21 protein-coding genes are annotated in these 21,029 nt (G+C 68.0%); 9 read left to right on the top strand and 12 right to left on the bottom strand.

The genetic code is table 11. From position 1 onward, the window contains the following. A complete protein-coding gene (locus tag EV653_RS40080; protein WP_134111550.1) occupies window positions 1–1,281 on the bottom strand; it encodes an ABC transporter substrate-binding protein in 1,281 nt (426 codons plus the stop codon). A 119-nt stretch (window positions 1,282–1,400) separates the two neighbouring features. Between EV653_RS40080 and EV653_RS40075 the strand changes: the two genes are divergently transcribed. The 4 genes from EV653_RS40075 (at window position 1,401) to EV653_RS40060 (ending at window position 7,463) form a co-directional block, all read left to right on the top strand. Next, entirely contained in the window at window positions 1,401–2,021 is a 621-nt protein-coding gene (locus tag EV653_RS40075) for an HAD family hydrolase (RefSeq protein WP_134111549.1), read from the top strand. An 86-nt stretch (window positions 2,022–2,107) separates the two neighbouring features. Further along, window positions 2,108–3,775, top strand: coding sequence for a GxGYxYP domain-containing protein (locus EV653_RS40070; RefSeq protein ID WP_134111548.1), 1,668 nt, complete (start codon window positions 2,108–2,110; stop codon window positions 3,773–3,775). A 126-nt stretch (window positions 3,776–3,901) separates the two neighbouring features. Continuing rightward, window positions 3,902–6,088, top strand: coding sequence for an HNH endonuclease signature motif containing protein (locus tag EV653_RS40065; protein WP_134111547.1), 2,187 nt, complete (start codon window positions 3,902–3,904; stop codon window positions 6,086–6,088). A 943-nt stretch (window positions 6,089–7,031) separates the two neighbouring features. Further along, on the top strand, window positions 7,032–7,463 hold the full coding sequence (locus EV653_RS40060; protein ID WP_134111546.1) for a hypothetical protein: 432 nt from the start codon (window positions 7,032–7,034) through the stop codon (window positions 7,461–7,463). A 220-nt stretch (window positions 7,464–7,683) separates the two neighbouring features. Here the strand turns inward: EV653_RS40060 and EV653_RS40055 are convergent, their stop codons facing one another. From EV653_RS40055 to EV653_RS40030, 6 genes are all read right to left on the bottom strand, one after another. Beyond that, complete coding sequence (locus EV653_RS40055; RefSeq protein WP_134111545.1) at window positions 7,684–8,427, bottom strand: peptidoglycan-binding protein; 744 nt, start codon at window positions 8,425–8,427, stop codon at window positions 7,684–7,686. Next, window positions 8,424–8,639, bottom strand: a complete 216-nt coding sequence (locus tag EV653_RS40050) for a hypothetical protein (protein WP_134111544.1) — start codon at window positions 8,637–8,639, stop codon at window positions 8,424–8,426. Before EV653_RS40050 ends, EV653_RS40055 begins: the two co-directional genes overlap by 4 nt. A gap of 132 nt (window positions 8,640–8,771) precedes the next feature. Then, window positions 8,772–9,254: a GNAT family N-acetyltransferase gene (locus EV653_RS40045; protein ID WP_134111543.1), complete on the bottom strand. Its 483-nt coding sequence runs from the start codon at window positions 9,252–9,254 to the stop codon at window positions 8,772–8,774. Window positions 9,255–9,379: 125 nt separating this feature from the next. Next, a complete protein-coding gene (locus EV653_RS40040; protein ID WP_134111542.1) occupies window positions 9,380–10,213 on the bottom strand; it encodes an SMP-30/gluconolactonase/LRE family protein in 834 nt (277 codons plus the stop codon). Between the two features lie 37 nt (window positions 10,214–10,250). Next, window positions 10,251–11,495 carry an MFS transporter gene (locus tag EV653_RS40035; protein ID WP_134111541.1) on the bottom strand — a complete coding sequence of 415 codons (1,245 nt, stop codon included), beginning with the start codon at window positions 11,493–11,495 and terminating at the stop codon, window positions 10,251–10,253. Beyond that, entirely contained in the window at window positions 11,492–12,112 is a 621-nt protein-coding gene (locus EV653_RS40030) for an HAD-IA family hydrolase (protein ID WP_134111540.1), read from the bottom strand. The genes EV653_RS40035 and EV653_RS40030 overlap by 4 nt, the downstream gene beginning before the upstream one ends. Before the next feature lie 73 nt (window positions 12,113–12,185). Between EV653_RS40030 and EV653_RS40025 the strand changes: the two genes are divergently transcribed. Then, complete coding sequence (locus EV653_RS40025) at window positions 12,186–13,340, top strand: ROK family transcriptional regulator (protein WP_202872058.1); 1,155 nt, start codon at window positions 12,186–12,188, stop codon at window positions 13,338–13,340. Here EV653_RS40025 and EV653_RS40020 read toward each other — a convergent pair. Genes EV653_RS40020 through EV653_RS40010 form a run of 3 tightly spaced genes read right to left on the bottom strand, consistent with a single transcriptional unit; the run spans window position 13,337 to window position 15,793 of the window. Then, the gene (locus EV653_RS40020) at window positions 13,337–14,014 is read right to left on the bottom strand and encodes a DinB family protein (protein ID WP_134111539.1); all 678 of its coding nucleotides are present in this window, start codon (window positions 14,012–14,014) and stop codon (window positions 13,337–13,339) included. The two genes, EV653_RS40025 and EV653_RS40020, sit on opposite strands and share 4 nt — an antisense overlap. Beyond that, window positions 14,011–14,829 (bottom strand): bifunctional hydroxymethylpyrimidine kinase/phosphomethylpyrimidine kinase, encoded by an 819-nt coding sequence (gene thiD / locus EV653_RS40015; RefSeq protein ID WP_134111538.1) that lies wholly within the window; start codon window positions 14,827–14,829, stop codon window positions 14,011–14,013. Before thiD ends, EV653_RS40020 begins: the two co-directional genes overlap by 4 nt. A gap of 1 nt (window position 14,830) precedes the next feature. Next, complete coding sequence (locus tag EV653_RS40010) at window positions 14,831–15,793, bottom strand: thiamine-phosphate kinase (protein ID WP_134111537.1); 963 nt, start codon at window positions 15,791–15,793, stop codon at window positions 14,831–14,833. Between the two features lie 148 nt (window positions 15,794–15,941). Between EV653_RS40010 and EV653_RS40005 the strand changes: the two genes are divergently transcribed. The 4 genes from EV653_RS40005 to EV653_RS39990 all read left to right on the top strand — a co-directional run bounded on the left by EV653_RS40005 (window position 15,942) and on the right by EV653_RS39990 (window position 18,409). Then, window positions 15,942–16,178 (top strand): Lrp/AsnC family transcriptional regulator, encoded by a 237-nt coding sequence (locus EV653_RS40005; protein WP_170990044.1) that lies wholly within the window; start codon window positions 15,942–15,944, stop codon window positions 16,176–16,178. Between the two features lie 32 nt (window positions 16,179–16,210). Beyond that, window positions 16,211–16,666, top strand: a complete 456-nt coding sequence (locus EV653_RS40000; protein WP_134111536.1) for a DUF3515 family protein — start codon at window positions 16,211–16,213, stop codon at window positions 16,664–16,666. Window positions 16,667–16,796: 130 nt separating this feature from the next. Beyond that, window positions 16,797–17,204: a YciI family protein gene (locus EV653_RS39995; protein ID WP_202872071.1), complete on the top strand. Its 408-nt coding sequence runs from the start codon at window positions 16,797–16,799 to the stop codon at window positions 17,202–17,204. 5 nt (window positions 17,205–17,209) lie between these two features. Further along, window positions 17,210–18,409 carry an RNA polymerase sigma factor gene (locus tag EV653_RS39990; RefSeq protein ID WP_134111534.1) on the top strand — a complete coding sequence of 400 codons (1,200 nt, stop codon included), beginning with the start codon at window positions 17,210–17,212 and terminating at the stop codon, window positions 18,407–18,409. A gap of 129 nt (window positions 18,410–18,538) precedes the next feature. On the opposite strand, the gene EV653_RS39985 is transcribed toward EV653_RS39990, so the two are convergent. Together EV653_RS39985 and EV653_RS39980 are read right to left on the bottom strand one after the other, a co-directional pair. Next, complete coding sequence (locus tag EV653_RS39985) at window positions 18,539–19,672, bottom strand: D-alanine--D-alanine ligase family protein (protein WP_134111533.1); 1,134 nt, start codon at window positions 19,670–19,672, stop codon at window positions 18,539–18,541. Window positions 19,673–19,763: 91 nt separating this feature from the next. Next, complete coding sequence (locus EV653_RS39980) at window positions 19,764–20,960, bottom strand: cytochrome P450 (protein WP_134111532.1); 1,197 nt, start codon at window positions 20,958–20,960, stop codon at window positions 19,764–19,766. Window positions 20,961–21,029 lie beyond the last annotated feature (69 nt).

The following is a 21,029-nucleotide window of genomic DNA, read 5'->3' as shown; positions in this document are numbered from 1 at the left end:
TCAGATCGCCCCCGCTCGGGTCAGTTCGCGCTGCACCTGGCGCTGGGCGTCGGCCCACGCCTGGTCCGGGTCCTTGCCGGCCGCCTCGACGTTCACCAGCTCGGAGCTGATGGGCGTGTCGATAATCGAGTCGTACGGCGAGAAGAAGGCGCCGGGGTACTTCTTGGCCGACTCCGCGAACACGTCGACGATCTGCTGCCCGCCGAAGAACGGGTCGGGCGCGGTCAGCGTCTTGTCCGTGTACGTCGCGGGCGTGGACGGGAACAGCACCGGGTCGAGGAACGCCTGGGCCTGGTTCTTCGCCGACTCCAGCCAGCTGATGAACGCGAACGCCGCCTTCGGGTTCTTGCAGTACTTCGTGATCGCCAGGAAGGACCCGCCCTTGTTGCCGGCGCCACCAGGAGCCGCCGTCACCCGCCAGAGTCCCTTGGTCTTCGGTGCCGCGTTCTTCGGCCCGAGCTGAGCCCACCAGACGGCCGCGTTGTACGCGACGAGCTTGCCGTTGGTGACGACGGCGTTCTTGTCGGTCGAGTTCTGCGCGTTGGCCGAAAGACCTTCCTTGACCACCCGGACGGCGAGGTCGAAGGCCTCCCGGACGTGGTCCTGGTCGCCGATGTACTGCCCGTCGGCGGTCATGTAGCGCTTGGACTGCTGCGCCATCCGGTAGCCGTAGATGCCGGTGATGTTGTCGGTGATCGTCGAGCCGGGCACGGCCTGCTGGACCTTCTTACCGAGCGCGATGAAGGTGTCCCAGTCGGGCGCCAGCTCCGCGACGGCTGCGGGGTCGATGTCGATCCCGGCCTTCGTGAAGACATCGCTGCGGTAGAACAGCGCGGTCGGCCCGGTGTCCATCGGGTAGGCCATCATCTTGCCGGTCTGGGTGATGCCCAGCTTCCACTTCCAGGGCAGGAAGTCCTTCGCGAGGTCCTTCGCGCCGAGGTCGTTGAGGTCGTGGAACTGGTCGGCGTTCGGGAAGTACGTCGCGACGTCGTCGTTGATCGCGACGATGTCCGGGACAAGCGACTTCCCGGCCAGGGCGGTCAGCACCTTGGTCTTGTAGTTGCTGCCGATCCGGGTCATCGACAATTTCATGCCGTCGTACCCCGGGATCGCCTTCTCCGCCTGTGCGATCAGATCGTCGTTGACAGACCCGACCCAGGTCCACATGCTGAGCTCGTTCGATCCGCCCAGTGAGCTGCGGGAGCCGCAGCCGGTGAGTCCCGCGGCGCCTGCGGCTGCGGAGCCGCCGACCGCGAGGAAGTGCCTTCTGCTCAAGGTCATAGCCTCACCTGGCGCTTTCTGTTGGATTTCGCCGGAAGGTGTCCAGATATGTTTACGTAGCCATTAGGTAAGCGCATACCGACTGAACCGGTCAAGGTGCCGGTGACAAGATTGGACTCATGATGATGCGTGCCGTCACCGCCGTCCTCTTCGACGCGGATGGCGTCCTCCAGCGCCCGACCTCCGATTGGTGGGCGCAGCTGACGTCGCTCGTCCCCGCGGACGGAGACGCGTTCGTCGCGGACCTGATGGCCGCCGAGAAGCCTTCACTGGTCGGGAAGGGCGACTTCCGGGACGCGGTCGCCGATGTACTGCGCCGGTGGAACTCGCCGGCGTCCGTCGATGAGGCACTGCAGGCGTGGAGCTGGTTCGCGGCGGAGCCCGAGGTGGTTTCCCTGATCGGGTCGCTGCGGTCCAGTGGTGTCGCTTGTCACCTCGCGACCAACCAGCACGCGTACCGGCGGGCGATCATGCAGGACGAGCGCGGCTACGGCGCGTGGTTCGACCAGACGTTCTACTCGTGCGATCTCGGGCTGGCCAAGCCGGATCCGGCGTACTTCCGGGCGATCCTCGGCTCGCTGGACCTGCCCGCCTCGTCGGTGCTCTTCATCGACGACAACGTCGCCAATGTGGCGGCCGCTTCGAGTGTCGGACTACAGGCGGAGCTGTACGACCTGTCGGCCGGCGTACCGGCGCTGGCGGAGCTGCTTCGCCGTTATGACCTGCCGATTCCGGCCTGAGGTCTTGTGATGGAGTGACGGCTGTGGCATCGTCGCCGGTCAGTTGACAACGAAGGACATCCACCAGCCGCTCCCTGGAGGCCTCCATGTCCGATCGCTTCGCGCTCTCCCGCCGGCGCCTTCTCGGCATCACTGCCGCGGTCGGGGTCGGGGCGGCTGTTTCGCCGTCACTCTCATCAGTGGCGCCGTCGCTCGCGTTCGGCTCATCGGTTGCGTCGGCGTACCCCAAAGGCCGGCGACCGCGGGTTCTGAACGTCCTGATCGAAGACTCACTGTCGTCCGCTGAGCGGACGCTCGCGACGACGCTGCAGGGCCTGATGGCGCGACGCGGCGGCGAATCCCTGTACCTGAACCTGCCGACCTTGGGCTACCAGCACTGGCTCGACGGTCTCGTGTCGCAGTACGGCGTCCGCACCCGGACCGAAGACCTGTGGAAAACCGTCGGACGGTCCGGCGTCCGCGGATATGTTCTCTTCCGTACAGGCACTCCGTCGGTCAACGTCGCGACCACGCTCGCCGGCGTGACGGGTGCCGTGGCAATCGAGGAAAGCTTGGAGGCACTGGCAATCCAGCACGGATTGCACAAAGTCCTGGACGTGCGGGACAAGGACGACCGCTGGGTGTTCGAGACGTACTGGCCCCGCCTGCGACACGACGTCGTGGTCGAGCAGCGCGCCGACTTCCCGGAGCGGCTCCGGGACTACGTCACGATGGCGGGGACGCTCGCCTTCTTCGACGGCAACTCGGACTTCCGCGCCCAGGTAGTCAGCGCCCTCGACGACGACGGCACCGTCATCGGCTGGGGCGACGCCTCGAACGGCGAAGACGCATTCATCGGGGTCAACTCGAGCACAGGCGTAAAAGCCCTGCCCGCCGACCACGCACGCAACCTGTCCGTGCTGTCAGGAATCCAAGAGGACCACCTGCAGCAACAAGGCCGCGCGTTCGACCCCGCCCTACGCCCAGCAACGTCCACCGCTCAACCGACGAACGGACCACAGAGCGGAGGGGGTGGGGGGAGGGCCCTCGAACCAGCGCCGGACCCCAACGCCCACTACGTGAGCTTCCTGATCACCGACGGCGACAACATCCAATGGGCGCTCGGCGACTTCCCGACCGACCCGCGCTGGTTCGGCAGCCCCCGTCGCGGTGAGGTCGACCTCGGCTGGGGCATCTCTCCCTCGCTGATCGACTTGGCCCCGTCAGTCATGCGCTGGTTCTACGAACAGTCCAAGAAGGACCGCTGGGTCGTCGGCCCCTCCGGCGGCGGCTACATGTACCCGAGCCGCTACCCCACCGCCGCCCTCGAGAAGCACACCGCGTCACTGGCCAAAGCGATGGGCCGCGCGGACCTGTCGGTTGCCCAGATCATCGATTTCGATGCGTTCGAGAACACCCGCCTCTGGTCGTCGTACCTCAAGCGCCGAGAGATCGACGGCCTGATCTACCTCGAGTACTCCCGGTACGACGGTCTCAAGGGCAAGGTCGTCTGGTCCGAAGGCAAGCCGGTCATCTCGGCCCGCACCATGCTGTGGGACGGCCTCGACGGCGCCGACGAAGCATCCGTCACCGCCGAACTGAACGCCGCGACCCGCAACCCGCACTCGACCGCCGGCTACTCGATCGTCGTCTGGCACGCCTGGAGCAAGTCCGTCGACAACGTCCTGTCCGTGGTCAACAACCTGGCCCCACACGTCAAGGTCATCCCGCCCGACACCCTGGTCCGCATGGTCGGCAAGTACGCCAAGCCCTAGGCTCGTTGCCAGTAGCAACAACGTCGAAGTTATCCACAGATTGAAATCTGTGGATAACCGAAATCCCTTGAAATAAAGGGCTTTCGTGTTTGAGAACTGTCGGTGGCCGTGTCTAGAGTCATCGGCATGGAACTGTTGGGCGAGCGACCGGCATGGTCGATGAGCGGCGCAGAAGTGCTGTCGACTCTCGACCGGCTGGATGCTGACCTCGCCCGCCGCGAAACGTACCGTCTCCAGCTGATCGCCCGGATGGACGTGCTCGAGCACGCACAGGAGATCGGCGCACACAACACCGCACAACTGCTCGAGTTCCGCTACCGCCTGGACCGATCCCGCGCCCTCCGCGACGTACGCCTGGCCCGCTCCCTCGCCAAGTACGACGCTGTATCAGCCGCCCTCCCCGATCCCCACGCCGACCCCGACTCCGCAGACGCCGACGTCGACGAACCCGCAGAGGTCGTACTACGCCCCGCGCAGGCAGAGGCAATCGTGTCAGCGCTCAACCAGGTCCCGTCAAAGGTTCCAGCCGACGATGTCGCCGTGGCCGAACGCGAACTGATCGGCCTGGCCCGCTACCTCTCCCCCTCGGAGCTACGCGGGGCCGGGCAACGCATCCGAGACTTCCTCGACACGGACGGACCAGAGCCCGAAGAACACAAGGCCTTCGCCCGCGAAACGCTCACCCTCACCACCGCCGACCGAGGCGTGAAGTTCCGCGGCTACCTCGCCAACGAAAACGCCGAACTCCTCCGCTCCCTCATCCACGCCGGCGCCCGCCCCCACAAAACCCTCGACGGCGAACCAGACCCCCGCTCCCGCGAAAAGCGCCAAGCCGACGCCCTGACCACCACCCTCACCATCGCCGCCACAGCCCTAGACGCAGGCACCCCCACCCCACGCACCCCTCGCCCCACCCACACGCCCTCGCCGTCAGCCGACCGCCACCACACACCGCGTACTCCGGGTGCGCCCAGCACAAGCGACATGCCCGGAGCTCCCGGCTTGGTGAGCACGGATATCGGAACCTGCACGAGCGGCAGGACCGACATGAATGACGCGAACCGCACGGGCGGCAGGACAGACACGGGTGACGCGAACCGGCCGAGCGGCAGCACCCACACGAGCGAGGCGAACCCCACGAGCGGCACGACCCACACGAGCGACGCGAGCCGCGCGAGCGGCAGGACCGACACTAGCGACCCGAACCGCTTGAGCACCGGAGCCAGCACGCGCGACGTAGGTGTTGCGACGCTCGACGGTGCAGGCGTCGGCCGTGGGTCTGATGGGGGCGGCGAAGTGCCGGGGTTCGGTGCGAAGGCGAACATCACGGTGACCATCGACCTGCAGGACCTGAAGTCGGCCGCCGCAGACGCAATCGGGGACACGGTGTACGGCGACGGCTTGTCGGCAGCCGCGATCCGGCGTCTCGCATGCGATGCGAAGGTCATCCCACTGGTCCTCGGGACGAATTCCGAACCGTTAGACGTCGGACGCTCCGAGCGCCTAGTTACTCGCGCCATGCGCCGCGCCCTCAACACCCGCGACCGCGGCTGCGTAGTGTGCGGTGCCCCACCAATCCAATGCGACGCGCACCACTTGATCTCCTGGATCGACGGCGGCGAAACCAAGATCTCCAACCTCGCCCTGCTCTGCCGCCGTCACCACATCGACCTCCACGCAGGCGACTGGACCATCACCATCACCAACGGCAAAGTCCACGTGTCCCGCCCCACCTGGGCCGACCCTCCACCCCACCAAAGACCAACCCCCACACCCCTGAACGCCCCGGCACAACCTCATGCCGCGCGTCGCTCAACCACGCCCACTGACGACCCCTCGGCCAACACCTCGCCCCATCACGACCCAGCCAACCAAAACCACAGCCACCCCACCTCCACCGACCAATCCCCAACCAAGCCGGCACCACGCGACAGCACCCCACCCGAGGCATCCCCCGACCACATGCCCACCGGCCAGGAGACTAACGACCGCCTGCTCGGAGAACAGCCGTCGACCGAGCGTTCTGTGGCGAGAGCGGCTGTTGCGTCGGTGATCCGGCGGTCTGCGCTGGGCCGTGAGCTGCTTCAGCGAGGGCAGTCAGCCAAGCAGAGCAGTACTGGTGAGAGCAGTGTCGACGAGGGGTCGACGGCCTCGTTCCGGGAGGCGGCGTACCAAGCGATCTGGGGCGAGACAACCACACCGCCGATCGATCGACTGACCGCCCCTGCCCAGATCCCGATCAGAGATCCCCAGTCCGACGCTCCGCCGGAGTCCGGCGTCGATCCCGCGCGAAGTCGTCAGCCCATCCCCTGACCACGAACACCACGAGGACCGAACCGGCTGCCCAGCTCGGCAACCATCGTGCGCTGCGAACGGTTTGCTGAGAGGCCGGCCCACGCGGCTGCTCGGCGCCGCCCCGGGGCTAACCCGGTGTCCTCGACGATCTTGCGGACGGACCCTCTCCAGGGACGGTAGCTGGGGCGGGCCTTCATCAGGCGCGAGGGACCAGCGCGACGGGCACGTTAGCCCGGACGGCTGTCTCACGCAGCGACTGCGCCGCGGCTCGCGTCATGCCGTTGCTCGGCGTCCACCCTGCAAGTTGCCGTCGCCGGTGCAGGTCCGCATGCCGGGTCTGACCCGGTGTGGCCCGACGGTCTTGCCGACGGACTCGGTCCGGGCCCGTCTGCTGGCGCGGGTTCTCATCAGAGGTGAGAGGACCAACGCGGTGAGCGGGACGGCCCGTGCCGTCGCTCGTCGCCGTCCCCGCCCTGGTGCTGCCGACGGTCTTGCCGACGGACTCGGTCCGGGCCCGTCTGCTGGCGCGGGTTCTCATCAGAGGTGAGAGGACCAACGCGGTGAGCGGGACGGCCCGTGCCGTCGCTCGTCGCCGTCCCTGCCCTGGTGTTGTCGACGGTCTTGCCGGCGGACGCGCTCCAGGCAGGTCCGCTGACGCGGGTTCTCATCAGAGGTGACAGGACCAACGGTGAGCGGGACGGCCGGTACCGTCGCTCGTCGCCGTTCCCTCCGTCGTGCTGTCGACGGTCTTGCCGACGGACTCGGCCCAGGCATGTCTGCTGGCGCGGATCTCGTCAGAGGCGAGGGGACCGACGCGGTGGGCGGGGCGTCCCGTGCGGTCGCTCGTCGCCGTCCCCCGTGGTGCTGCCGACGGTCATGCCGACGGACTCGGCCCAGGCACGTCTGCTGGCGCAGGTTCTCATCAGAGGCGACGAGACCAACGCGGTGGGCGGGACGGCCCGTGCCGTCGCTCGTCGTCGTCCCTGCTCAGTTGCTGTCGGCGGTCTTGTCGACGGACTCACTCCAGGCACGTCTGCTGGCGCAGGTTCTCACGACAGGTGAGGGGACCAACGCGGTGGGCGGGGCAGCCACCGTGGCGTCGCTCGTCGTCGTCCCTGCCGTGGTGCTGTCGACGGTCTTGCCGACGGACTCGCTCCAGGCAGGGTGGCTGGTGCTGGTCTTCATCAGACGCGAGGACCCAGTCGTGCTGACGGTCCGTGCGGTTGCTCGGCGTCGCCCCGAGGCCCAACTGGTGCCGTCACAATCTTGCCGACGGAGCCGCTCCACGCACGGTAGCCCGGAGCGGGTTTTCGTCAGGCACGAGCGGCAGTCCGGTGGGCGCGGTGTCAGCGCCGCGGCTTATGCGGGCAGCTCAGCGTCGACCCGGGTCTGACCCGGCGGGCCGATCGGCGACCCCGGCCAGCTCGGCTAGCTCGGCCAGCACATCCAACGGGTCGCCCCTAACGCCTGCATCGCGTCAGGTCGACACCTGTCAGCCAAACCCGCGAAACCAGCACCAGTGCCTATCGCCAAGCGTGCGTCGGTGAGTCCGTCGGTAAGGAGCGGCGACGGGCTCACCTCGGTGGATCAAGCGTCGTATGACGACCCCGAGCTCAGGTGCGCGGGACCTTTAGTTTGTCCCAGGTTTCGGCGCCGGGGATTCCGTCGGCGTCGCTGCCGGGTTGGGCGACTGAGCCGTGGAAGCCCAGTTTTTGTTGCCAGGCTGAGTACGACTTGAGGTCGCCGGTGCCCCAGGTGTCCTTGTTTGTCTGGGTTTCGTACTTGTTGCAGCCGACCGCGACCAACCGCGCGTGCATTGCCGCGATGATCGGGCTCTTGCGGCCCATCACGAAGAACGACTTGCCGGGGAAGGTGACGAAGCCGGTGCGGGGTTCGGTCGAGTGCACGTACGACGGGCGGCCGTACCCGGCGATCACGTCCGACCGGCGGGTGTGGCGGTCGCATTTGTCGTCGAAGTTGCCCTCGATGGTGTAGATGTTCGAGCCGCTGACACCGGTGACGAGGCCGACGTGGTCGATCTTCGCTTTGAGGTCGGTGCCGCCCCAGTCGAAGAACACGATGTCACCGCGCTGGATGCCGGCGATGTCCTTGTGCCATTGGCTGTGGTTCTTGAACGCGTGGGCGTGGGCCGTGGTCAGGGCGTAATACCCGCCGTACGTCACCGCGTTCTGGTTGCCTGAGTGCCATGCCCAGTATGTGATCGAGGCGTCACACCACGGGAAGTTGCCGCTGAAGGCTGAGCCGTTCTGATCGCGGTACCACTTCTGGATCTTGTTCGGCTCGCCGAGGCCGAGGTCGAGTTCGGCCTGGTTGACCATGTCCTCGATGCCGCTCATGACCCGGCGCTCCCGCTGTACTCCGCGGCGTCGGCAGGCGGGCGCCCGTAGCCGCCGCGTTCAGGTGGGCCGAACTCCTCGTCCAGCAGTTCGGATTCGTTGTCGAGCCGATGATCGAAGCTCGGCTCGGTGAGCAATCGGGCCTGCTCTTCTTGGGACATCTCGTCCGGGTCTTCCGGATACGGTCCGTCGTTCGACCGCACGTCATCCATGGTCACGGCTCCCCCTCAAGACGTTCTGAGCCCCCAGCCTTGATCTGTTCATCATGCTCCGGCCCAGGATGTTCGTCCACGGGCCGGAGCATGATCAAAGCGCTAGCTCAAGCGCTTCATCGACCGGCGGGGCTAGAGCTCGCGGAAGTACACCGCGACCGGGAGTTTCACGCAGCCGAGACTCTCGTAGAACGCACGGGCCGGCGCGTGGAAGTCGTCGCCACCGGTGCCGATCTCGACGTACTCCGCGTGCTCGGCGCGCATCGCCTCGAAAGCGTGCTCGCACAAGGCGGTCCCGGCATTCGACCGCCGGTACGCCGCTGAGACAGCGAGAAGCGCGACCGTACCTTTCGAACGAGCCAGGTCGACGTTCCAGGCGACGTACCCGACGAGTACGCCGTTCTCCTCGGCGATCGCGACGTACTTGTGCTGCGCCGGGTCGTGCAACCCGGCGACCTCATGGTGGTAGTCGCCCCGCCAATCCCCGTGCTGGTGCTTGAAGATGGTCTCGCCGACGAGTGGCCGGAACGAGTCTTCGAAGAACGGCCCGAAGGTGTCAATGGTCAGGTCGATGAGCCGGGTCAGGTCAGCGTCGACGTATGAACGAATCTGCATGGAGTGTGCCTCTCACAACGAAGGTGAATCCGGGCAGGCGTCACCGGCGCGCCGCGTGTGCGGCAGCGGCGGGCCGGTGTCAGCGCCGAATACGCCCGGCGGCGAAGCACTCCATGCAGAGGATCTTAGCGACCGACGCTGACAGGGACGGTGAGAATCCTGCCGGTGCGCGGACCGTTCCTCAGCCGGTCGAGGTTGTCGGCGATGCTGTCGTCCGCGTGCCACTCCGAGGTGAGGATGCAGAGGGTCGGGCCGTTGAAGTCGGCCAGGGTCAGCGCGAACGGCGCGCGGTTCTCGGGGAGGTCGATATGCTGGAGGATCTCGCCGCCGTCGGTGACGCGGACGACACCGTTGCCGCCGGTCTGGACCCAGATCGCGCCCTCGGCGTCGAGGCAGATGCCGTCCGGGCCGAGGTTGATGGCGAACACGCGGCGGTTGGACAACCCGCCGTCCGGCTCGACGTCGAACGCGGTCAGGCGGCCGGCGAACGACTCCGAGATCACCAGGGTCCGGCCCTCGTCCGTGAGCACCATGCCGTTGGGGAACTGGATCTCGTCGGCGACCTGGCGGACCTGACCGTCGGGCGTCACCAGCTTGATGTAGCCGGGTTTCGGCGCCTCGCCGCCGGCGAAGTTGAAGTCAGCGCCATTGAGATAGATGTTGTCGTGCGCATCCAGGACCAGCTCGTTGGCCTTCTGCTCGGCCAGGACTGTGACCGATCCGTCGGGCTCATAGCGCCGCAACTTCTCGCCGGTGGTCAGCATCCGGCCGTCGGCGAGCCAGTCGATCGACCAGCCCATGAGCTGTTCTACCGGCACCGGGAAGTACTCCGCTTTGCCGTCGGCGTCGACGGCGACCACCTGTTGCTCGATCCAGTTGCAGAACCACAGCCGCCCGTCGTGCCAGCGGGCCGACTCGGGCATCCCCAGACCGTCCAGCAGAATCGTCGGTTCGGACATCACGTCACCTCATTCGTCGATCGGGTCGTTTCACCCTCTACACGAACGCGGTCCGGCCGGATCGACGGCTGAGCAGAAGAAGTATGGCGATCAGCGGAAGCGTCACCAGGTACGCCGTACGCAGATCGACGACTCGTGCCAGGAGGGCGAGGATCGCCGGCGCGAGCAGGATCGCCGTACCGGAGGCTAATGCGCCGATCGCGGAGAGGCGGGCTGAGCTGAGGCCGGGCGTGGCGACCAATGCGGCGAGGGTGACCGGATAGAGCGGGGCGACGCCGAGACCGGCCACGACCAGGCCGAGGGCGACGATCGCCGGGGTGTCGAACAGGCTCACCATCAGGGTGCCGCAGGCGGCGAAGGCACCCGAGGGCAGTACAGGCGACCAACCGCGCCACCGGATGGGGCCGATCGCTCGCCCGGCTGCCATCCCGATCGGGAACGCACTCCCGAGCAAGGCAGCCGTTGCTGTCGGCAACCCGGTGGCTACCAGCCGCGCCACCGCCCACACCACGAAACAGAACTCGACCGAGACCGACAGCACCACCCGCAGCCATCCGATCCCCACATCCATGACGACCTGACGCCCCACCCGCCCCCGCCACTTCCGCCCTAGCCCCACCGCCGGCGCAGAATCAATCAGCACCGCCACCGGCTGCTCCTCCCGCCCACCCGCCCGTCGGAACGGCTGGTCAGTGCGTCGGCCGGCCGCAGGTGTGACTGGGCGCAAGCGGCGGGTCAGAACGGCGAGGAGGACCAGGGGTGGCGCGGCGGCGAGCATGGCTAGGCGGCCACTGGGGCCGAGGCCGTCGAGGGCGCCGATGGCGAGTGGTGCCAGGATGCCTGTCCCGCTGGCGACGGCGTTGACGCGGCTCAGTCGCACCGCGGCTGTTGGTCCGTTGAGCATGAGTGGTGCGACCAGGGTGAGCATCGCCCCACCCAGTCCGACACACAGCGTGCCTGCGATGACGACGGCGTACACCGGGGCTACCGCGATCAGCACCGCGCCGAACGCGCAGACAACTGAGCCGAACGCCATCGCCGTCGGCATCGACCACGAGCGCAGCAACCGCGGTCCAATGAGCGCAACGACCACCAGCCCGACCGCGAAGCCTGACGACAACAGCGCCAGCCGGCCCGGCGGCTCGTCGAGGTCGCGGGCGAGAATGGCGACGCACGCGCCGAGACCGGCCAGTACGAACCCCATCGCCGACAGCGCAATGCCGATCCGGACCTCGTCACCGCGAGTTCCGGAGCCGACCGGCGCCTCCGTGGCCGCGGTCATTCCGAGCCTTTGAACAGCCTGGCGAGCTGGTGCAGGTCGGCCAATTCGATGTCGGCGGCAATGCCCTTAAGCCCAGCAGTCAGCGCGCCAGAAGCCCTCCCCGCGGTCAGGCCGACCACGGTGTCCTCGACGACCAAGCACTGCACAGCTGGTACGCCGAGCAGCTCAGCGGCCCGCAGATACCCCTCGGGGTCCGGCTTGCCGCGCTCCACATCGTCGAGCGTCACGAGGATCGACGGCGAGATCCCGACCGCGCCCAGCCGGACCTTGGCCAGCCGGGTCGAGGCGCTCGTGTAGACCGCCCACGGCAGACCCATCTGATCCAGCAGCGCAGTCAGCTCGAGCGCGCCGGGCGTGGCAACGACATCGGACATGTCGTCGCACTCGATATCCAGCACCCGAGCGACCGCGGCCGCGCGCTCAGCCGGCGAGAGGTCAGGCCGCATCCGCGTGATGGTTGCCTCCGCGGGGCTCCCGTGCGCGATCGCGAGCACATCGGCGACAGGTACGCCATACTCCGTCGCCCAGCGGCTCCAGCTCCGGTCGACGACCGCGTCGGAATCGACCAGGGTGCCGTCCATGTCGAATAGGACGGCGCGGATGTCCCGGATCTCCATGATCTCTCTGACACCTCCCATTAAACTCGTCCCACGAGCATAAACTGATCCGGGGACAGAACGAAAGGCAGCTATGAATCCTGTGCGCCGGGGACAGTGGCAGACGGCTTCGGACGTCCTGACCCAACTCACCCGTCAGCCTGGGATCACCCGGGCCGCGGTCGCGCGGACGCTGCGATTGAGCACGGGTTCGGCGACAGAGGTGACGGCGCGGCTACGCGACGTACACCTGGTGACCGAAGTACCAGCACCTAGTCAGGGGCGCGGTCGGCCAACGACGCTGCTGCGAGCGCATCCGCAAGGACCGGTGGTGCTCGCGCTCGACCTGCGGCAGAGCAGTTGGCGGAGTGCGATCGTGACGCTCGACGGGTCGCTGCAGGATCCGGAGTACCGGCGTCACCGGAGCAGGCGACCGCAGGTCGTGCTGAACAACCTGCGGCGCCACGTGGAGCAGGCGCGACAGCAGTACGGGGACCGGCTGCGGATGGTGAGCCTCGCCGTACCAGGGACCATCCGCGACAACCACCTGATGCAGGCGCCGACGCTGGAGTGGGCCGAGCTGGATCTGGAGACCGTGACCGAGGGCACCGGGCTGCCGCTCCTGGCCGGCAACGACGCGACTCTGAGTGGGGTGGCCGAGGCGCGTACGGGCGCTGCCGCGGGAGCTGGCACGGCGCTGCATCTCATCATCGAGGTGGGCATCGGTGGGACGCTGCTGATCGACGGCGTACCGGCGCAGGGTGCGTCGGGAGCAGGTGGTGAGTACGGGCATATGCCCTTCGGTGACCGATCCCGGGCGTGTCCGTGCGGCGCTCGCGGGTGCTGGGACTTGGAGATCGACGGTCGGGCGCTGGCGCGGCACCTGAAGCAGGGGCGACCGGACGACCCGTATGCCTACACCGAGGAGGTACTGCGGCGCACCGACCGGAATGCACGCGCTGCAGTGACCAAAGTGGTGTCAGCACTGGGACTCGGTATCGCGGGTCTCGTCAATGCGCACGACCCGGATGTGGTCACCATCGGAGGGCTAGCGATCCCACTGCGGGCGGCTGCTCAGCGCACGTTCAAGGAGGCCTATGAGGGTGGGCTGATGACGTTCCACCGCGGGTCTCCCCCGCCCGTGCTGCCTGCGACCCTGCCGGATGGTCCGCTCCGTGGCGCGGCCGCGCTGGCTCTCGACCAGCTCACCACCGAGCCAGCGATCGCCGCGTGGGTGGCGCAGCGCTAGTCGACAACCTGTTCGACGACGGTCCCTTCATCGACCGAATCGACCTCAGTGACCGCATCGACCTCAGCGACCTCAGCGACCTCAGCGACCTCGTCGGGCTCTTCGACCTTCGGCTTGGGGACGATCGGCGGTTCCACCTTCGCCAGGATCTCGACGATGTCGTGCCGGTGATGCTGGATCTCGTGCGCGGTGTGGCGGATGATCCAGCCCAGCGTGCGCGGCGCCCGCACCGGGTAGTTGTACAGCCCCAGCTTGCCCAGCTCCTGCGGCCGCAGTACGCGCGCAGCCGCGCCGAAGTCCTTGGCGTTCCGCACCAGCGCGGCTGCCACCTCCATCGGGTCCTGGTTCTCGTACTTCTCCTGCTTCACCCGACCGGTCCGGTCCATGGGCGCGTACACCGGCCGGTCCTCCGCCAGGCACTGCGCGATCCGCAGCCGCTGCACCTCGAGTACGTCGCGCACGTGGCACGCGTACTCGATCGCGGACCACACCTCCGGCTCCGGTCGCAGGCGCACGACGTTCGCGTCCGGACCGGCCGCGGCTTTCGTCAGCGCCATGCTGCAGTCCGCCGACTGCCGGATCAGCAGGGTCACAGTGCCCTGCAGATCACCGGTGTCGTAGTTGAAGCCGCACTGCTCGCAGTACCCGTCGACCGGGGGCTGCTGCTTGGTCAACTGCTTCTCCCTCGAAATCTCCACGCATGATCGACCGGACCGATCCCGCCACCGAGTGCGAACCCGGCCGCGATCGCTCCGGTCACGTACTCCTTCGCTGCACCGACCGCGCTCGGTACGTCGTACCCACGTGCCAGGTACGACGCGATGGTGCTCGCCAGTGTGCATCCCGTGCCGTGCGTGTGCCTGTTGTCGGCGCGGACCGCGCTGTACGAACGCCGTACCCCTGGGCCGTGCAACACGTCCACGGCCGCCGTACCGACGTCGTGGCCGCCCTTCACCAGCACCCAGCGTGCACCTGCATCCAGCAGCAGCTTTGCCGCCAGCTCCCGGTCCTCAATGGTCTCCAGGTCGACCCCGGCGACCGGTCCGAGCTCTGTGAGGTTCGGAGTGAGGACGGTGGCCAGCGGAACGATCTCGGAACGTACGGCGTCCATCGCGTCAGCTGCCAGCAGCGCGTCGCCGTGCTTCGACACCGACACCGGGTCGACCACGATCGGCACGCCCTCCGGCAGCGTGCGCAGCAGCGAGGCAACGACCCGCACCATCGACTCGGAGGCGAGCATGCCGGTCTTCACCGCGTCGACGCCGATGTCGTCGACGACGCTGTGGAACTGAGCGCGCACCTGCTCCTCCGGCAGCTCCCAGGCACCCTGGACGCCGAGGCTGTTCTGCGCGGTGATCGCAGTCAGCACGCTCATGCCGTGCACGCCGTTCGCGAGCATCGCCTTGAGGTCCGCCTGGATCCCGGCTCCGCCGCCGGAGTCGGACCCGGCGATCGTCAGCACTCTGGGCGGTGCACTCCCGACCGGCATCTCAACTCCTGAAGTGGGCGTGGCCTGTCTCGTCAGCATACGGCGAGCCGTCCACCGTCACCGTCCCGGCCGGGCGTTCCTCGTTGCCCTCAGCAACCGACCCGATGACGGTCCAGCCCTCGGGCACGTCGGCCGGCTCGAACGTGCCGACCAGGGCGTGGTCCTCGCCGCCGGTCAGCACGAACTTCAGCGCGTCCACACCGGTCGCGGCAGCGACCGCCTGCAGCGGCTCAGGCACGGTCAGCGCCTTCGTGTGCACGTCGATAATCACCTGGCTCGCAGCCGCGATGTGGCCGAGGTCGGAGAGCAGTCCGTCGCTCACATCGCACAGTGAGGAGGCACCGGCGAGCGCGGCGCGCGGACCTTCGGCGTACGGCGGTTGCGGGCGGCGATGCGCTTCGACAACAGCCCGTGGCGAGCGGAACCCGCGGGCGAGAACGGCCCAGCCCGCCTCGGCCCAACCCAGCCGGCCGACGTACGCGACCTCGTCGCCGGGGCGGGCGCCTGACCGCAGTACCGGCGGACGACCGTCCAGCGAGCCGAACGCGGTGACCGACACAACGATCTTGTCCGACTGGACCGTGTCACCGCCGACGATGCTCGCCTCGACCAGCTCACACTCGTCGACGAGGCCCTGGTTGAGCTCGAGCGCCCAGGCAGTCGGCAGGTCGGCGGGACCGCCGAAGCCGACCACGAGGGCAGTCGGCCGCGCACCCATCGCCACGACGTCAGCGAGGTTCTGCGCGGCGGCCTTGCGGCCCACGTCGTACGCGGACGACCAGTCCTGGCGGAAGTGGCGTCCCTCCACCAGCAGGTCGGTCGTGATCACCATGCGGCCGTCCGGCACCGCCATCACGGCCGCGTCGTCACCTGGACCGACCAGGACGTCCTCACCTGTGGACAGCCCCTTGGTGACGGCCGCGATCAGGCCGAACTCACCCGTGCTCCCCAACGTCTCTGTCACGTCAGCAGACCTCCCATATCGCTGACCGGAGTCTAGGCGGTACCGTGACCGGGCAACTATGAGTACGCCCGGCTGTCTCGCAGTACCGCTGCACAGCGGTGTCCGCAGACGGCCGGAGCCAGCTGAGGACGACTGAGTGGAGAACGACGTGGTGGTCCAGGCCTACATCCTGATCCAGACCGAGGTCGGCCGCGCGGCCGACGTCGCCGCGCAGATCGCCGAGGTCCAGGGCGTCACCCTGGCCGAGGACGTCACCGGTCCGTACGACGTGATCGTCCGCGCGGAAGCCCGCAACGTCGACGAGCTGGGCAAGCTGGTGGTTGCCCGGGTCCAGAACGTTCCCGGCATCACGCGTACGCTGACCTGTCCCGTCGTCCACATCTGAGCCGTCCCCCCGGGGACCCGCCTGTTTTCGGTATGCCCAAAATCTTTCTGGCTGCACTCGGCGTGATCGTGCTCGCCGGGTGCAGCGCGGGTCCTGCGCCCGTGCCGGTCCCCTCCCCCGCGCCCGAAGTCGCCGCCGCCTGCACACAGCTCATGCAGGCGATGCCGGCGAAGGTTCTCGATCGGACGAAGCGGAAAACCTCGCCCGAGAGCCCGCTGACCACGGCGTACGGCGACCCGCCCATCGAGGTGACGTGTGGAGTCGCGCCTCCCGCCGGTATGGCCGAGGCCCAGTCCCTGTGCTTCCAGGTCAACGGCGTCGGCTGGTTCGCCAAGCAGGTCAAGCACGGCTACATCTTCACCACGATCGGCCGCCAGCTCTACCTCGAGATGGCAGTCCCGTCGAAGTACTCCCCCGAGGCGAACGCGCTCATCGACGTCGCCGACGCTATCCACAAGCACGACAAACTCGTCACGCCCTGCATCTGACGAGTGCATACTCCCTGGCGAGATCGAAAATCGTCTGCTGGTGGTGTCCGGTTCGAGGCCGCCGGGGCGACGTCTCGGGTGGAGGCGCCTGCGGTGGGCGTCCGGACGATGGGAGACAGCTGTGAAGTACATGATCCTGACGTATGCGTCGCAACAGGACTATGACGGGATGGCCGGGAAGGATTCCGGGAAGCCCGCGTGGACGCCTGAGGACTTTGCTGCGATGGGGGCGTTCATGCAGAAGTTCAACAACGAGCTGGTCGAGTCGGGCGAGCTGGTCGAGACGCGGGCGCTGGCGGCGCCGGTGCTGACACGGCGGTTCGGGTCGAAGGACGGGCAATCGGTGGTGACGGACGGTCCGTATGCGGAGACCCAGGAGGTGCTCGCCGGATACTGGATCGTCGAGTGCGAGTCGTTCGATCGGGCGACCGAGATCGCGGCCCGGCTCGCGGAGACGCCGGCGCCGGGGTTCGTGCGCGCGACGGCGTACGCCGACATCCGGCCGATCGTCGAAGGCCAGGACGAGCTGGTGGAGTGATCGGGATGACCGTCGCGCTTGGGGAGTTGCTGCGGGAGTTGGCGCCGCAGGTGCTGGGAGCGTTGGTGCGGCGGTACGGGCACTTCGACACGGCTGAGGACGCGGTGCAGGAGGCGCTGCTTGCCGCGGCGGAGCAGTGGCCGGTGAATGGCGTGCCCGACAGTCCTCGCGGGTGGTTGATCACGGTGGCTTCCCGTCGGCTGACGGATCTGCTCAGGCGGGAGCAGGCTCGTCAGCGGCGGGAGGACCGGGTGGCGCAGTGGGCCCCGCAGGGTGAGCCAGTCGGGGGTGCGGACGACACGCTCGTGCTGCTGTTCCTGTGTTGTCATCCGTCGTTGTCGCCAGCCTCGCAGATCGCGTTGACGCTCCGTGCGGTCGGTGGTCTGACGACGACGGAGATCGCCCGGGCGTTCCTGGTGCCGGAGGCAACCATGACGCGGCGGATCACCCGGGCGAAGGCGAGCATCAAGGAGAGCGGGGCGCGGTTCACCATGCCGGCCGATCGCGAGGAGCGACTGGGCGCGGTGCTGAAGGTTGTGTACCTGATCTTCAACGAGGGCTATGCGAGTACGACGGGACCGAGCCTGCAGCGGGTGGAGCTCGCGGCCGAGGGGATCCGGTTGGCGCGGATGCTCCATCGGTTGCTGCCTGAGGACACCGAGGTAGCTGGACTGTTGGCGTTGATGCTGTTGACCGATGCGCGGCGGCCGGCGCGGACCGGGGCGCTCGGTGAGCTGGTGCCGATGGCGGAGCAGGATCGGTCGCTGTGGATACCGGAGCTGATCCGGGAGGGCGTCGAGTTGATCACGGCGACGTTGCCGCGGGGGCCGGTCGGGCCGTACCAGCTGCAGGCGGCGATTGCTGCCGTTCACGACGAGTCGCCCAGTGCAGAGGAGACTGATTGGCCGCAGATCGTTGCGCTGTACGAGGTGCTGCTCCAGCTCACCGACAACCCGATGGTTGCCCTCAACCACGTGGTCGCTGTCGCGATGGCACGCGGCCCGGACGAGGGGCTCGCGCTGCTGAGCTCGATCGAGGACGACGACCACCTCACGAAGGACCACCGGTTGTCGGCGGTCCGGGCGCATCTGCTCGAGATGTCAGGCGATACGGCCGGGGCTCGCGTCGCGTACGAGGAGGCCGCGAGCCGGGCAACCAGCTTCCCCCAACAGCGCTACCTCCGCTCCCGAGCAAGCCGCCTATGACCGACCCGCCGGGAGGGTGGAGCGGACCGCCCCGGGCGGATGGAGCGGCTGCGCGACCCGGGCGGGTGGAGCGGCTGCGCGGCCCGGGCGGGTGGAGCGGACCAGCCCGGGACGTCTCGCGCTGGTGGGTTAGCGGAGGCCGGTGGGGCGGGTCATCGCTAGGGAGAGGAGGTGTTCGACGAGTGCTGCGTAGTCCTTGCCGGAGGCGGCCCATAGGCGGGGGAACATGCTGGTCGGGGTGAAGCCCGGCATGGTGTTGATCTCGTTGATGATGACGCGGTTGTCGGCGTCGAGGAAGAAGTCGACGCGGGCCAGGCCCTCGGCGTCGATGGCGTCGAAGGCGGTGAGGGCCTTGGCGCGGACCTCGGCGGCGATCTCCTCGGGGAGGTCGGCCGGGACCGAGAGAGCGGTGTACTCCTCGCCCTCGGGCAGGTACTTGGTCTCGAAGTCGTAGAAGTCATGGCCGCCGCCGGAGACCGCGATCTCGCCGCAGACGCTGACCTCGGGCTTGGCGCCGTTCAGGCCACCGAGTACGCCGACCTCGATCTCGCGCGGGTTCTTCGCGGAGGCCTCGACGATCACCTTCGGGTCGTGGGCGCGGGCCACCGCGACGGCTTCGTCGAGCTCGTCGAGGCTGTTCACCTTGCTGATCCCGAGGCTCGAACCGCCGCGGCACGGCTTCACGAACACCGGGTAGCCGAGGGCGTCCACCGCCTCGCGGCACGCCTGCGGGTCGCGCATCCAGTCGCGGTCGCGGATCACGACGTACGGCGTGACCTCGAGGCCGGCGGCCTGGAAGACGACCTTCATGTAGTGCTTGTCCATGCCGACAGCGCTGGCGAGTACGCCGGAGCCGACGTACCGGATGTCGGACATCTCGAGCAGGCCCTGGATGGTGCCGTCCTCGCCCCACGGGCCGTGCAGCAGCGGGAAGACCACGTCGACCTGGCCGAGCGTGCTCGGGACCTGCTCGGGCTCGCTGATCACGAGCTCGCGGTTCGCGCCGAACAGCACCGGCATCGCGGTCACGTCGACCTCGGGGAGCTTGCCGTCGGTGATCGACAGCCGCTCGGGGTCGCCGCTCTCCAGCACCCAGTGGCCGCTGGTGCTGATCCCGATCGGGACCACGTCGTACTTGTCCCGGTCGATCACCTGCAGGACGTTGGCCGCGGTGACGCAGGAGATGGCATGCTCGCTCGACCGGCCACCGAAAACGACGGCGACACGGGGCTTGCGCTGTTCTTCCCTCGAGTACTCACTCACCGGCTCGACTGTAGCGGCCCGAGGTTCAGGTTCCGACCAGGGTTCGGTTAAGACCCCTTCAGATCGCACTCCGTAGCGGCCGGTGTCCGGCTCAGTCCCAGGTGACTGGCAACGCTGTCACTCCGTACACGAGCGTGTTGTCCCGGTACTCGATTTCCTCGAACGGTACGGCGAGTCGCAGCGTCGGGATGCGCGCGTACAGCCGGGTGAAGACCTCCTGCAGCTCGACCCGCGCCAGCTGCTGACCGAGGCACTGGTGCGGCCCGAACCCGAACGCCACGTGCGCCCCGGCCGACCGCCGCAAGTCGAGCCGGTCGGGATCCGGGAACACCTGCGAGTCCCGGTTCGCCGAGGACAGCGCCGCGATCAGGTAGTCACCTGCCTCCAGAGTCGCGGATCCGACCGGCAGGTCGTCCGTGACGTGCCGGAACAGCCCGAACTGGACGACGGACAAGTACCGAAGCAGCTCCTCGACTGCGGCGGGCGCCAGCGTGGGATCGGCCCGCAGGGCGGCGAGCTCGGCTGGGTTCCGCAGCAACGCGAGCGTGCTCAGAGCGATCATGTTCGCTGTCGTCTCATGTCCCGCGATCAGCAGCGTGATCCCGATCGACACCAGCTCCGGCAGACTCAGTGACTCGCCCAGCTGCTCGCCACGAGTGATGAGCCGCGACAGCAGATCGTCCGACGGCGACGATTGCTTCGCGAGGACCAGCCCGACCATGTACTGGTTGAGCGCGTCGCTGACCCGCATGATCTCGTCCCGATCGCCGTCGACCCGCACCAGCGTCGCGCTCCGCTCCTGGAACTCGGCGCGGTCCGCATAAGGAACGCCCAGCAGTTCGCAGATCACCAGCGACGGGATCGGCAGCGCGAACGCCTGCACCAGATCGACCGGCCCACCGGCGGCAAGCATCGTGTCGAGCTGCGCGTCGATCATCGCGGCGATCCGCGGCCGCATCGCCTCCATCCGCTTCACCGCGAACTCGGTCGCCAGCATCCGTCGCAGCCGTTTGTGCGCGGCACCGTCCGCGTGAAGGATCGAACCCGAGTCGGCCTCCCGGTCCAGATCAGCGCCAGGTACGACGTGGTCCGACGGCGCGGACCGCGAACTCAGCCGGCTGTCCCGGAGCAGCGTGCGCACGTCGTCGTACCGGCTGACCACGTACGCGTCGACTCCCGCCGGGGTGGCGACCTTGGCCAGCCCGGGAGTACGGCGGAACCCGGCGTACTCCTGCGCTGGGTCGAAAGGACACCCGGTGGGCCGACTGACGGGGAAGCTCTCGGACATGAACCCTCCCAAAGGATTTTGGTAGTGACTACCATATGGCTGAGTCAACCAAAGAGAAGCCACGTCCGG

It is taken from the genome of Kribbella pratensis (genome assembly GCF_004365355.1).
Classification (GTDB): Bacteria; Actinomycetota; Actinomycetes; order Propionibacteriales; family Kribbellaceae; genus Kribbella.
Note: the sequence above shows the minus strand (reverse complement) of the source record. Positions and strands in the feature narration are given on the sequence as shown.